This window comes from Rhodanobacter sp. FW102-FHT14D06 (assembly GCF_043950705.1).
In the GTDB taxonomy this organism is placed as follows: domain Bacteria; phylum Pseudomonadota; class Gammaproteobacteria; order Xanthomonadales; family Rhodanobacteraceae; genus Rhodanobacter.
The window spans coordinates 3,800,322-3,813,530 of the sequence record NZ_CP170722.1 but is presented as its reverse complement, the minus strand read 5'-3'; the positions used below and the strand labels follow the sequence as shown (position 1 = coordinate 3,813,530).

Sequence of the window (13,209 nt, the reverse complement as noted above, 5' to 3'; positions counted from 1 at the left end):
CGATGCTGCCTCTGACCGTGTCGCTGGTGCAGGGCGCCACGCGCTGGCACGACGCGCCGGCCAACCGCGACTATTACGGCGAGCTGGTGCGTCGTGCGCGCGGCAGCGATCTGGTGGTGCTGCCGGAAACCTTCCTCTCCGGCTTCAGCAACGATACCCGCGCCAGCGCCGACACGATGGAGGGCGAGGGCATCGCCTGGCTGCGCGCGCTGGCCGTCGAGGTGGGGGCGGTGATCTGCGGCAGCGTGGCGATCCGCGAGGACGAGGTGGTCTACAACCGCCTGTTGTGGATGCGCCCGGATGGCAGCTTCGAGCAGTACGACAAGCGCCATCTGTTCCGCATGGCCGGCGAGCACACCCGCTACGGCAGCGGCAGCCGGCGGCCAATCGTCGAGCTGAAGGGTTGGCGCATCCTGCCGCAGGTCTGCTACGACCTGCGCTTTCCGGTGTGGTTGCGCAATCGCCGGCTCGCATCGGCCAGTGGTGGCATGGATTACGACCTGGCGGTGTTCGTGGCGAACTGGCCGGCTGCGCGTCGGCATCCCTGGCGTACCCTGCTGCGCGCGCGGGCGATCGAGAACCTCGCCTGCGTGGTCGGCGTGAACCGGGTCGGCGTGGACGGCAACGAGATCGCCTATGCCGGCGACAGCGCGGTGATCGATCCGGTGGGCGAGGCACTGGTGGAACTGGGCGCGCAGGAGCAGGTGGTCACCGTCACTCTCGACCCGGCCCCGCTGCTGGCGCATCGCGAACGCTTCCCGGCATGGATGGATGCGGACTCATTCACGCTTGACGCGGATTGACGAGCGCTGACCGGCACCGGGCGCGTGCGGGAGCCCGCTCGCTGGCGATGCTCCTGGACGGGACTGGGGATTCGGGATTCGCAAGAGCACAAGCATCGCCCGCGAGCGGGCTCCTACAAGATGGTCAGCACCGATTCGGGCGGCCGGCCGATCACGGCCTTGCCGTTGGCCACCACGATCGGTCGTTCGATCAGGCGCGGGTGCGCCACCATGGCGGCGATCAGCGACTGGTCATCGAGCGAGGGCGAATCCAGGCCGAGCTCGGTGTACTCCGCTTCGCCGGTGCGCAGCAATTGCCGGGCGGTCATGCCCAGTTGCTTGAGCAGGTCGACCAGTTCCGTCGCGATGGGTGGCGTGTCGAGGTAGTTGATTACCTCGACGTCGTCGGCGCGTTCCTGCAGCAGGGCCAGCGTGGCGCGCGACTTGGAGCAGCGGTTGTTGTGGTAGATGCGGATCATCGCTCGCCCTCAACGGTTGCCGGAGCGGTTGCCGCCGCGACCCGGCGGGCGTCCGCCGCCATGGCCCTTGGGCCGCGGGCTGCCCGGGGCGCGGTTGCCGCCCTGGCCACGACCGGCGTGGCCGGGTCGGTTGGCAGGCGCGCGGTTGCCGCTGCCGCCCGTGCCGGCGTAGGGGCTGCCGGCAGCGGGGGCGCCGCGTGAGCGGCCACCCGCCGCGCCACGGTTGCCGGTGGTGGCGCCGGCCAAGCCGCGCCGACCGCCGGGACGGGGGCTGCCATCGCGAGACTCGCCGGCAAACCAGGTGCGTACCGAAGGCAGCTCCTGGCCCGGTGCCACACGACGGCCCTTGCCGTGCCGCTTCGCATTCCCCGGCGCCCGCTCCGGTGCCGCCACGTTGCCATTGACCTCGCGGCCGTTGCGCGGCGCGGATTTGCGTCCGCGTGCGGGTTCTTCGCGAATGCGGTCGTAGGCACGCAGCTCGCGCGCCTCGTCCTGGCCGCTGGTCCAGGCGCTGCCGGTGCCGTGCTCCGGGCGATATTCGGTGACGCCGCGGGTGGCACGGCGCTGGTGCAGGATCGGGCTCAGCGTCAGCACCGGCTGGGGGAGTCCGAGCCCGCTGGTCTGGCGCAACTGCTTGACGCTGTCGGCGTCGAGCGCCTCGCATTCGCCGCGACGCAGGTTGCGCGGCAGCTCGATCCGGCCGTAGCGGATGCGCTTGAGCCGGCTGACCAGGAAGCCCTGTGAATCCCACAAGCGGCGCACTTCGCGGTTGCGGCCTTCGCGGATCACCACGCGGAACCAGCTGTGGCTGCCGCCGCGGCTGATCACGGCGATCTCGTCGAAGCGGGCCGGGCCGTCCTCCAGCTCGACGCCGGCTTTCAGGCGTTCGATGACCTCGTCCGGCACCTCACCGTGCACGCGGCACAGGTACTCGCGCTCCATGCCGCTCTTGGGATGCATCAAGCCGTTGGCCAGCTCGCCGTCGGTGGTCAGCAGCAGCAGGCCGGTGGTGTTGATGTCCAGCCGGCCCACGGCAACCCAGCGCGCGCCTTTGAGTTGCGGCAGCTGCTCGAACACGGTCGGGCGGCCATCGGGATCGTCGCGGGTGGTCAGCACGCCTTCGGGCTTGTGGTAGATCAGCACTTCGGCGTCATCGCGGTTGTCGGTGGCCACCACGAACTGCTTGCCGTCCATGACCACGCGATCGCCAGCCTTGACGCTCATGCCGATCTCGGCGGGGCTGCCGTTGAGCTCTATCTCTCCGGCCTGGATGCGTTGTTCCAGCATGCGGCGCGAGCCGAGGCCGGCGTTGGCGAGCACCTTGTGCAGGCGTTCCTCCAGGGCCGGTCCGTCAGTGGCTGCGCGGGTGTCGCGCTTCAGGGTAAGAACGGATTTTTGCGGCGCAGTCATGCGCTTTGCTCCTTGGTATCTTGATCGTCGGCGTCGGTTTCGACGGCCGTGGTCGACGGGCTGACGGAAGGCGAACCGTGATGGTCGGCAGCTTCGTCAGGCCCGGATGAGCCGCTGGACGCCTGGGCGTCGGCGGCGAGGGTGGGGTGGTGGGCGTCGATCGGTGATCCGGTGCCTGACTCGGCGTCGGACAGCGGTTCGCGCGGGGAGTCGGTTTCGCCCGGATCGGTCGTTTCCGCAACCTGGTCGTCCGCGTCGTCGTCCGGGTCGATGGGCAGGTCGCGGCCGACGTGCGCCGGCAGCGGGTCGGGCTCGAAGCGCATCTGCGGATCTTCCATGTCGCGGATCTCCGACAGCGGCGGCAGCTGATCGAGCGATTTCAGGTTGAAGTAGTCGAGGAACGCGCGCGTGGTGCCGAACAACGCCGGCTTGCCGGGCACGTCGCGATGGCCGACCACGCGAATCCACTCGCGCTCCTCCATCGTCTTGATGATGTTGGAGGACACCACCACGCCGCGGATCTGCTCGATCTCGGGACGGGTGATCGGCTGCCGGTAGGCGATCAGCGCCAGTGTTTCCAGCAGGGCGCGCGAGTAGCGGCTGGGTCGCTCGGTCCACATCCGCGAGATCCACGGATGCACGTCCTGGCGCACCTGGTAGCGGAAGCCGGAGGCGACCTCCTTCAGTTCGATGCCGCGCCCTTCACAGTCGCCGGCCAGTGATTCCAGCGCCTGGGCGATCTGCTGCGAGCCGACGTCCTCGTCTTCGTTGAACAGGTCGCCGAGCTGGGGCAGGGTCATCGGTTGGGTCGACGCCAGCAAGGCGGCCTCGATGATGGGTTTGAGTTGGTCGATCTGCATGGGTTCGAGTCGGTGCCGGGTCGGCGTGGGTCGGTCCAGGGATGGATCGGTCGATGGGTGGATCAGTCGCCGGACGGTTCGGCCAGCGCCGATTCGCCCGTTCGTGTGTCTTCCGCCGGCAGTTCGGCGGGCTCCTCATGGCTGGCCTTGGCCTTGACGTAGATCGGCGCCAGCGGCACTTCCTGCACGATCTCGATCAGCATTTCCTTGGCCAGCTCCAGCATCGCCAGGAAGGTCACCACGATGCCCGGGCGGCCTTCGGCCAGGTCGAACAGGTCCTCGAACCGGTGGAAGGTGTCGTCCTCCAGCCGGCTCAGCAGCTCGCCCATGCGCTGGCGCACGCTGAGCGCCTCGCGCTTGATCGCGTGATGCCCGAACAGTTCGGCCCGGTGCATCACGTCCTTGAGTGCCAGCAGCAGCTCGGTCAGTTCCAGCGGGGGCGGCAGCCGGATCACGTTGCGCTCGCCGGTGTCGGCATGCACCACCACGCTGTCGCGCTCCATGCGCGGCAGGGCCTCGATGTCCTCGGCCGCCCGCTTGAACCGCTCGTACTCCTGCAAACGGCGTACCAGTTCGGCGCGCGGGTCGTCTTCCAACCCTTCTTCCAGCGGCGGACGCGGCAGCAGCAGGCGCGATTTGATCTCGCCCAGGATCGCCGCCATCAGCAGGTACTCGGCGGCCAGCTCCAGCCGCATCACGTCCCGCATCAGTTCGATGTAGGTCATGTACTGCCGGGTGATCTCGGCAACCGGGATGTCCAGGATGTCCAGGTTCTGTCGGCGGATCAGGTACAGCAGCAGGTCCAGCGGACCTTCGAACGACTCCAGGATGACCTCGAGCGCGTCCGGCGGGATGTACAGATCCTGCGGCATCTGCAGCATCGGTTCGCCGCGCACGATGGCCAGCGGCATCTCCTGTTGTTGCGGTACCGCGGCAAATGCGTCGGGCGTGGCGGCGCCCGGATCGGACTGCTCGACGACGGATTCAGTGCTCATCAAGGCCTGTCTGGAGAGCCGTGTTCCACGGCTGGCAGTGGGTAGCGCATGTTCATGGTTGTTCGTGGGCAGGCGCGACGTGGTGCTCGCGCCCGGCATGTGCCCGCGCTCAAACGCGTCGTTGGGCGGCGTCCCGGTATCCCGTTTCCGTGCAACATCAAAACCGAGGCGCGGTCGGCGCCATCGTTTCGCCCGGCATGATGAATCCACGCGTCGTGGTTCGGTCAGGCGGGTCGTCAGCGACCAAGGCGCTGCTGTTGCGGGTCGTCGGCCACGACAACAGAGCAAGCCAACTGGCGAACAACTTCGGCGCCGCTGGCTCTTTGCCGGTCAGTCTGGGTACTTCGGTGGACAACCCTGGAGCGCCGAAGGGCCGGCAGCAAGCAGGTTCCATGGGTCCACGCGTGGCCACAGGGTAATGGCAAGCCGGACACAAGTCCAGTCGGTCGCGGGTGGACGAAAAGCGCGTGCGGGGTTCATGTCCGCGTCGGCAACAGGCAGAATAGGGGGTTCCGCCACTACCGCGGGGATACCGGTGGCCCCACGTGACCCAATGTGACGCTGCGGGGCAAGCGCGAAAGCGCTCGAAGCGCCCTTCCGGAGGGGGCTGTCGACAGCTGAAAGGAAGGTGTCCTTTCGGCGGCCGGCAAATGCGGCGTCTGCCCACGGCAAGCGGCCTGGCGAGGGGTTTGGTGGTGTACGTACGCCGTGGCACGGCAATTGCTACGAGCGGAGGGAGGCCGGACGCACGACAGCCGGTTTCGATGGGGCCGGTGCGGTCGCCGGACATGAGGGTGGTGCGTTCCTGCCCCGGGCAGGCGCAAACGCAGACAGGCGGTAAAACTGATGGCGATCGACAAACAGGGACATGATCGAGGCGAGCCGGAGAAGTTGCGTCCGGCGCGCATGCAGATCGAGACGACGGTGCTGATCAGCCGTCATGGCGAGTCGCACCCCACCGAACTGGTGGATATCTCGGCGACCGGAGCATTGCTGCGCCGCCCGCTGGGCTGGACCGGCGAAACCGGGCAGAGCTGGGTGCTGGACATGATTTTCGGGCACAACCTGCATATCCATCTGGAGGCGACTGTCGCGCGCATCTCCGATCATCACATCGGTTTTTCCTACAGCCGCATTCCGGAGGACAAGCAGGTGCCGCTGTGGAACCTGCTGGGCGGTTACGCCGATATCCTGGAGTACTGGAAGGACGGTTGAGCCGGTTCCGTCGCGCCTGCACGAAAACGCCCGCGATTGCGGGCGTTTTTGCAGGTGGATGTTCGAAGGTTCAGCCCGCGGGTTTCTTCTCGTCGCGCAATTCGCGGCGCAGGATCTTGCCCACGTTGCTCTTGGGCAGGCTGTCGCGGAATTCGATCAGCTTGGGCCGCTTGTAGCCGGTCAGGTTCTCGCGGCAGAACTGCCTGAGCGCTTCCTCGGTGAGGTTCGGGTCCTTGCGCACCACGAACAGTTTCACCACTTCGCCGGAATGCTCGTCGGGCACGCCGACCGCGGCCACTTCCAGCACGCCGGGGTGCGCCATCACCGCGTCCTCGACTTCGTTCGGATACACGTTGAAGCCGGAGACCAGGATCATGTCCTTCTTGCGGTCGACGATGTAGAAGTAGCCGTTCTCGTCCATCTTCGCGATGTCGCCAGTGTGCAGCCAGCCATCGGCGCCGAGCACCTTGGCGGTTTCATCCTCGCGCTTCCAGTAGCCCTTCATCACCTGCGGCCCGCGCACCATCAGCTCGCCGACTTCGCCGACCGGCAGCGGCTGGCCGGCCTCCGACCAGATTGCCACGTCGGTGGACGGTACCGGCAGCCCGATCGAGCCGTTGTACTCCCTCAGGTTCAGCGGATTGATGCACACCGCCGGGGAGGTTTCGGTGAGACCGTAGGCTTCGGCGAGCGTGCAGCCGGTAGTCTGTTTCCAGCGCTCGGCCACCTTGCGTTGCACCGCCATGCCGCCGCCGAGGGTCAGGTGCAGGCGGGAGAAATCCAGTTCGGCAAAGCCCGGCGTGTTGAGCAGGCCATTGAACAGGGTGTTGACGCCGGTCAGCGCAGTGAAACCGGACTTGCCCAGCTCCTTGACGAAGCCAGGCATGTCGCGCGGGTTGGTGATCAGCCAGTTGAGGCCGCCCAGGCGGGTGAAGACCAGGCCGTTCGCCGTCAGCGAAAAGATGTGATACAGCGGCAGCGCGGTAATGATCACTTCCTTGCCGGGCTTGACCAGCTCGGTGCCGATCCAGGCGGCTGCCTGCAGCATGTTGGCGATCATGTTGCCGTGGGTCAGCATCGCACCCTTGGCCACGCCGGTGGTGCCGCCGGTGTACTGCAGGAAAGCGATGTCGTCGTGGTCCATCGTGACCGGCTGCAGCGGGTGCGCTGCGCCCTGGGCCAGCGCGTCGCGGAAACGCACGGCTTCGGGCAAGTGGAACGCCGGCACCATCTTCTTGACGTGCTTGAGCACGAAGTTGACCAGCGCGCCCTTGGGGAAGCCGAGCAGGTCGCCGATGCCCGTGGTGACGATGTGCTTGACCTGGGTCTGCGCTGCCACCTGCTGCAGCGTGGCAGCGAAATTGTCCAGCACCACGATCGCCTTGGCGCCGGAATCCTCCAGCTGATGCTTCAACTCGCGCGCGGTGTACATCGGGTTGGTATTGACCACCACCAGCCCGGCGCGCAACGCCCCGAACAGCGCGATCGGATACTGCAGCACGTTGGGCAGCATGATCGCGATGCGATCGCCCTTGCCGAGCTTGAGCACGCCGGTGAGGTAGCCGGCGAACTGGCGGCTCATCTCGTCGATCTGTCCATAGCTGAGCTGGCGGCCGAAATTGGCGAAGGCGGGACGATCGCGGAAACGGGTGAACGCTTCCTCGAGCACCGCCGGGACCGAAGCATACTGGTTGACGTCGATCTGACCGGGCACGCCGGCCGGATAATGTTCCAGCCAGGGACGTTCGTTGCTCATGCTCTGGGGTTCCCCGTGTTTTCCGTGATGGCGCCGCCGATGGTGGAATCAGGATGCCGAACGCATCCATGATGGCCCATGCGCCGGTTCATTGGAGCATACGCCCGCGCACGGCGGCAAGCCGCGTTGCCATGGAGTCCATCGATGATCGGATCGCGAAAAATCTTCCTGCTGTCGGCGGCACTGCTGTGGTGCGTGGTGATGCTTGCCGCCTGCCACCGTGCGCCGGACGAGGAGCGCATACGTGCCGCAATCACTGCGACGGCGCAGGCGGCGGAAGCCGGTTCGGCCAGCGGCGTGGGCGAGTCATTGAGCGAGGACTTCGATGGCAACGCCGGCGAACTGGACCGGCGCCGGTTGATGGCGATGGTGGGCCTGTTGAAGCTGCGCGGCGAACACGTCGGCGTCTTGCTCGGGCCGGTCTCCGTCGAGCCACGCGGCGAACGCATGGTGGCGACTTTCACGGTCACCCTGAGCAGCGGCGGACGCCTGCTGCCCGATCGGCTTGGGGTCTACAGGGTGACCTCGGGCTGGCGCGAGGAAGGCGGCGACTGGCACTGCTATACCGCCAGCTGGGAGCGTTCGATTTAGCAGCCGGCGCGCAGGCGACGCTGCGGTGCCCCACAAAGAAAACGCCCCGGCCAGCGGGGCGTTTTCTTGTCACGGTGTCGCCGGATCAGGCGGCCTTGCGGCCGGCCAGCTGGCGCAGCACGTACTGCAGGATGCCGCCATGGCGGAAGAACTCGCGCTCCTTCGGCGTGAGCAGCATCACGTGCACGCTGAACTGCTTCTTGCTGCCGTCCTCGGCGGTGGCGGTCACCATGGCTTCCTTCGCGTTGCCGTTGTCCAGGCCGGTGATGTCGAAGCTCTCGCGACCGGTCAGGCCCAGCGACTTGGCATTCTCGCCGGCCTTGAACTGCAGCGGCAGCACGCCCATGCCGACCAGGTTGGAGCGGTGGATGCGCTCGAAGCTCTCGGTGATCACCGCCTTGACGCCCAGCAGCAGGGTGCCCTTGGCTGCCCAGTCGCGCGAGGAGCCGGTGCCGTATTCCTTGCCGGCAATGACTACCAGCGGCGTGCCGGTTTCCTTGTACTTCATCGCCGCGTCATAGATCGCCAGCTGTTCGCCGCTGGGAATGTGGCGGGTGAAGCCGCCTTCCACGCCATCCAGCATCTGGTTCTTGATGCGGATGTTGGCGAAGGTGCCGCGCACCATCACGTCGTCGTTGCCGCGGCGCGAGCCGTAGGAGTTGAAGTCGATCGGCTGCACGCCGCGCGAGATCAGGAAGCGGCCGGCGGGCGAATCCTTCTTGATCGAACCGGCCGGGGAGATGTGGTCGGTGGTGATGGAGTCGCCGAACAGGCCCAGGCAGCGCGCGGCGTGGATGTCCTCGACCGTGCCCAGCTCCATCGTCATGCCTTCGAAGTAGGGCGGGTTCTTGATGTAGGTGGAAGCTTCGTCCCAGGCGTACAGCGCGCCGTCCGGCGAGGCGATCGCGTTCCAGCGCTCGTCGCCCTTGAACACGTCGGCGTAGTTCTTCTTGAACATGGCCGAGGTGACCGCGCTGGCCATCAGGTCGCTGATTTCCTTGTTGCTCGGCCAGATGTCCTTGAGGAACACGTCCTTGCCCTGCGCATCCTTGCCCAGCGAGTCGGTGGAGAGATTCACGTCCAGCGAACCGGCCAGCGCATAGGCGACCACCAGCGGCGGCGAGGCCAGGTAGTTCATCTTCACTTCGGCGTGCACGCGGCCTTCGAAGTTGCGGTTGCCCGAGAGCACGGCGGCCACCGCCAGGTCGCCGTCAGCGATGCCCTTGCTGACCTCGACCGGCAGCGGGCCGGAGTTGCCGATGCAGGTGGTGCAGCCGTAGCCGACCAGGTAGAAGCCGGTCTTCTCCAGCTCGCTCAGCAAACCGGTCTGCTCCAGGTAATCCGTCACCACCTTGGAGCCGGGGGCCAGCGAGGTCTTCACCCACGGCTTCGCCTTCAGGCCGCGGCCAGCCGCCTTCTTGGCGACCAGACCGGCCGCCAGCATCACCGCCGGGTTGGAGGTGTTGGTGCACGAGGTGATCGCGGCGATCACCACCGAACCGTCGCCGATGCGGAAGCTCTGGCCGTTGTGTTCCACCAGCACGCCGGTCTCGCCGATCGCGTTGGACGGATTGCCGATCGCGCTGGCACCGCCCTCGTTGGCGAAACGGTCGACGTCGCCGTTGCCCTTGCGCCGATTCGCGGTGAGCGGGCCCACCACTTCGTGGAAGTTCTTCTGCACGTCGGTCAGCAGCACGCGATCCTGCGGGCGCTTGGGGCCGGCCATCGACGGCTTCACGTCGGCGAGGTCGAGTTCGAGCACGGCGGAGAACGCCGGCTCCGGGCTGTTGGCGTCATGCCACAGGCCCTGGGCCTTGGCGTACGCCTCCACCAACTGGATCTGTTCGTCGCTGCGGCCGGACAGGCGCAGGTAGTTCAACGACTCCTGGTCGACCGGGAAGATGCCGCAGGTGGCGCCGTATTCCGGTGCCATGTTGCCGATGGTGGCGCGGTCGGCCAGCGCGAGGTGCTGCAGGCCCGGGCCGAAGAACTCCACGAACTTGCCGACCACGCCCTGCTTGCGCAGCATCTGCGTCACGGTCAGCACCAGGTCGGTGGCGGTGGCGCCCTCGGGCAGGCGGCCGGACAGCTTTAAGCCGACCACCTGCGGGATCAGCATGGAAGAAGGCTGGCCCAGCATCGCGGCCTCGGCCTCGATGCCGCCCACGCCCCAGCCCAGCACGCCCAGGCCGTTGACCATGGTGGTGTGCGAATCGGTGCCGAACAGGGTGTCGGGATAGGCCCAGGCCTGGCCGTCGATCTCGGTGTGCATCACCACCCGCGCCAGGTATTCCAGGTTCACCTGGTGGACGATGCCGGTGCGCGGCGGCACCACCTTGAAGTTGCTCAGCGCCTTCTGGCCCCAGCGCAGGAAGCTGTAGCGCGCCTGGTTGCGGTCGAACTCGATTGCGACGTTCTTCTCCAGCGCATCCTCGCTGCCGAAGACATCCACCTGCACCGAGTGGTCGATCACCAGCTCGGCCGGCGACAGCGGGTTGATCAGGGTGGGATCACCGCCCAGCGCCTTCATCGCGTCGCGCATGGCAGCCAGGTCGACCACGCATGGCACGCCGGTGAAATCCTGCAGCAGCACGCGCGCCGGCATGAAGGCGATCTCGGTGTCCGGCTCCCTGGCGGCATCCCAGGTGGCCACCGCCTCGATTTCGCGGGAGGTCACGTCCACGCCGTCCTCGTGGCGCAGCAGGTTCTCCAGCAGGATCTTCATCGAGTAGGGCAGTCGCTTCAGGTCGAAGCGCTCGCCCAGTTTGGCGAGGCTGGCATAGGCGTATTTCCTGCCGTTGACTTCGAGCGTGTCGCGGGTGGCGAAAGTGTCTTTCATGGTGCTGCTCCTGGCTGAATCCTGCGGCTGGGACGACTGACAAGCGTGCCGAAACGGGTCGACCGATCCGGCAAAAAGGGAATTATCGCTCAAACGCCGCATCCCGGCGTTGCGCAAGGCTGCGGTGCAGGCGCATGAAGGGCTGCCGCGGCGGTTAGACTGCGTGCGACGCCGGGGGGATCACGCGGCGCTCTGAAGGATGCCCGCCTTGACGACCACAGACAAACGCCTTTGACGACATGCAGCGTTCGATGATTTCGACCCACCTCGCCGCCGTCTCGCTGCGCGACCTCGCGCTGGTGCAGGCGGTGCATCGGCACGGCAGTTTCAACAGTGCCGCGCGCGCGATGCACATCAGTCCGTCCGGCTTGTCCCACCAGGTGCAGAAGGTGGAGCAGGCGCTCGGTGCGCCGCTGTTCGAACGTGGCGGGCGGCGGGTGGTGGTGACCGCCGGCGGCCAGCGCCTGTTGCAGCAGATCGATGCGGTGCTGGTGGCGGCCGAGCACCTGCAGCAGGTCGCCCGCGCCGGCGAGGTGGCTTTCGGCGGCGCGTTGCGGCTGGGCTTGCCGGCGTCGCTGGGGCCGTATCTGCTGCCGCATCTGATTGCGCCGTTTCCGCAGCATTTCCCCGGTGCCCGGCTGGGCATTTCCGAGGGCAAGCCGCGCGGGTTGTTGCGCAGGCTGCACGAGGGCGAACTGGACGCGGTGCTTGCGCCGTCGGCACCGGCCGTCAGCGGGATCGCTTCGCGGGCGCTGTTCTTCGAACCGTGGGAGCTGATGCTGCGCGCCGATCATCCGCTGGCCGGTCGACCATCCATTGCGCTGGAACAACTGGACCAGGCCGAGGCGATCCTGATGGCGGAAAGCCATGCCGATGGCCTCGACGGCAGCGAGCGCGGCCACGTGCAGGACGTCAGTCTGGAAAGCCTCGCCGCACTGGTCAGCCTGCGCGGAGGTTATGCCTTGGTGCCGGCGCTGGCGCACGAGCGGCTCGCCTCGATGCCGGGGATCGTGCTGGCGCGGCTCAAGGGTTCGGCGGGCGGTCGCGAAATCGCGCTGTACTGGCGCGACGCCTCGCCCTGGCACGATGACCTGCATGCCTTCGCCGACCTGCTGCGCAAGCTGGCACGACAGCGACCGGGCTTGCGCGTGCGCAGCGGCAAGGGCTGACGCGTCGACGCGCGGGGATCAGGCCAGGCCGAGGTCGCGCGCGGCCGCCTCGTAACGCTCGACCACCGCATCCACGTCGATCAGGTCCATCACGCCAGGACGTTCGATCTTGCTGCCCCACGGAATCTCCGTTGCCGGTCGGCCCAGGTATTTGCGCGCGGCTTCGTCGTATTTGTTCACGCACCAGCGTCGATCGGAGTAGGGGCCGGAGCGGTCCGGGTTGCTGGCGGCATGCAGGCCGAGCACGCGGGTGCCGACGCTGTTGGCCATGTGCATCGGGCCGGAATCCGGGCCGAGCAGCAGCTGTGCGCGGGCGAGCAGGGCCAGCAGTTTCTTCAGGGTGTCCTTGCCGGTGAGGTCGAGCGGCGCATGCCGGCAGGCGACCAGCACCGCGTCGGCCATGGCACGCTCCGATGCGGACGGTCCGCCGATCAAGGCCACCCGCCAGCCGCGGGAGGCGGCATGATCCATCACCGCCGCGTAGCGCTCCGGCCGCCAGTTGCGCAAGGCATGGCTGGAGGCCGGGCTGACCAGCACGGTGGGCGTGTCGCCGGGCAGTTGCCCGGCGGCCCAGGCGTGCGCCTCATCGGGAATCGGGATGTCCCAGCGCACCTGCGTCTGTTTCAGGCCCAGCGGTTCGCAGAAGCTGCCGATCGCGTCGAGCACGTGTTCGCCGTTGCGCGCGGGGATGCGCTCGTTGATGACCAGGCCGTGCAGGTCTTTCGCACGGGCGCGGTCGTAACCGATGCGCCGATCCGCCTTCACGGCCAGGCTCAGCAGGTTCGAGCGCATCGCTACCTGCATCTGCAGCAGGGCGTCGAAGCGTCGCCCGGCAAGGGCCGCGCGCACCGCGCGCAAGCCGGCCCAGCCAGCGGCCTTGTCGAAGGTGACGAACTCCACGCCGGGCAGGTCGCCCACCAGTTTGCGTTCGAGCTTGCCGACGATCCATGTCAGCGCGGTCTGCGGCCACGCCTGTTGCAACGTGCGCACCAGTGGCACGACATGGGTGACATCGCCGATGGCGGAGGTACGCAGCAGGCAGATCGAGGAAGGTGCATTCATCGCGATGGTCGTTGGCCCGGGCCTGCGGAAGGCTGGGCAGGCGTGTGGGTT

Annotated in this window: 11 protein-coding genes; 4 read left to right on the top strand and 7 right to left on the bottom strand. The window is 67.3% G+C overall.

Annotated elements, in window-relative coordinates; genetic code table 11:
* Positions 1-2: 2 nt before the first annotated feature.
* Positions 3-803 carry an amidohydrolase gene (locus ACFCQI_RS17240; protein ID WP_395118674.1) on the top strand — a complete coding sequence of 267 codons (801 nt, stop codon included), beginning with the start codon at positions 3-5 and terminating at the stop codon, positions 801-803.
* Positions 804-916: 113 nt separating this feature from the next.
* Here the strand turns inward: ACFCQI_RS17240 and arsC are convergent, their stop codons facing one another.
* The 4 genes from arsC to ACFCQI_RS17220 all read right to left on the bottom strand — a co-directional run bounded on the left by arsC (position 917) and on the right by ACFCQI_RS17220 (position 4,526).
* Complete coding sequence (gene arsC, locus ACFCQI_RS17235; protein WP_395118672.1) at positions 917-1,261, bottom strand: arsenate reductase (glutaredoxin); 345 nt, start codon at positions 1,259-1,261, stop codon at positions 917-919.
* A gap of 9 nt (positions 1,262-1,270) precedes the next feature.
* On the bottom strand, positions 1,271-2,671 hold the full coding sequence (locus ACFCQI_RS17230) for a pseudouridine synthase (protein WP_395118670.1): 1,401 nt from the start codon (positions 2,669-2,671) through the stop codon (positions 1,271-1,273).
* Entirely contained in the window at positions 2,668-3,531 is an 864-nt protein-coding gene (gene scpB / locus ACFCQI_RS17225; protein ID WP_395118668.1) for an SMC-Scp complex subunit ScpB, read from the bottom strand. Before scpB ends, ACFCQI_RS17230 begins: the two co-directional genes overlap by 4 nt.
* A gap of 62 nt (positions 3,532-3,593) precedes the next feature.
* On the bottom strand, positions 3,594-4,526 hold the full coding sequence (locus ACFCQI_RS17220; RefSeq protein ID WP_395118666.1) for a segregation and condensation protein A: 933 nt from the start codon (positions 4,524-4,526) through the stop codon (positions 3,594-3,596).
* A gap of 846 nt (positions 4,527-5,372) precedes the next feature.
* On the opposite strand from ACFCQI_RS17220, the gene ACFCQI_RS17215 reads away from it, so the two are divergent.
* Complete coding sequence (locus ACFCQI_RS17215; protein ID WP_395118664.1) at positions 5,373-5,741, top strand: PilZ domain-containing protein; 369 nt, start codon at positions 5,373-5,375, stop codon at positions 5,739-5,741.
* 70 nt (positions 5,742-5,811) lie between these two features.
* Here the strand turns inward: ACFCQI_RS17215 and ACFCQI_RS17210 are convergent, their stop codons facing one another.
* On the bottom strand, positions 5,812-7,497 hold the full coding sequence (locus ACFCQI_RS17210; RefSeq protein WP_395118662.1) for an AMP-binding protein: 1,686 nt from the start codon (positions 7,495-7,497) through the stop codon (positions 5,812-5,814).
* A 144-nt stretch (positions 7,498-7,641) separates the two neighbouring features.
* Here ACFCQI_RS17210 and ACFCQI_RS17205 point away from each other — a divergent pair, with 144 nt between their 5' ends.
* Positions 7,642-8,088, top strand: coding sequence for a hypothetical protein (locus tag ACFCQI_RS17205; protein ID WP_395118660.1), 447 nt, complete (start codon positions 7,642-7,644; stop codon positions 8,086-8,088).
* Between the two features lie 85 nt (positions 8,089-8,173).
* Here ACFCQI_RS17205 and acnA read toward each other — a convergent pair whose 3' ends face one another.
* A complete protein-coding gene (acnA, locus tag ACFCQI_RS17200) occupies positions 8,174-10,927 on the bottom strand; it encodes an aconitate hydratase AcnA (protein WP_395118658.1) in 2,754 nt (917 codons plus the stop codon).
* A gap of 239 nt (positions 10,928-11,166) precedes the next feature.
* Between acnA and ACFCQI_RS17195 the strand changes: the two genes are divergently transcribed.
* The gene (locus ACFCQI_RS17195) at positions 11,167-12,096 is read left to right on the top strand and encodes a LysR family transcriptional regulator (protein ID WP_136257049.1); all 930 of its coding nucleotides are present in this window, start codon (positions 11,167-11,169) and stop codon (positions 12,094-12,096) included.
* Between the two features lie 18 nt (positions 12,097-12,114).
* On the opposite strand, the gene ACFCQI_RS17190 is transcribed toward ACFCQI_RS17195, so the two are convergent.
* Complete coding sequence (locus ACFCQI_RS17190; RefSeq protein WP_136257050.1) at positions 12,115-13,158, bottom strand: glycosyltransferase family 9 protein; 1,044 nt, start codon at positions 13,156-13,158, stop codon at positions 12,115-12,117.
* Between the last annotated feature and the right edge of the window lie 51 nt (positions 13,159-13,209).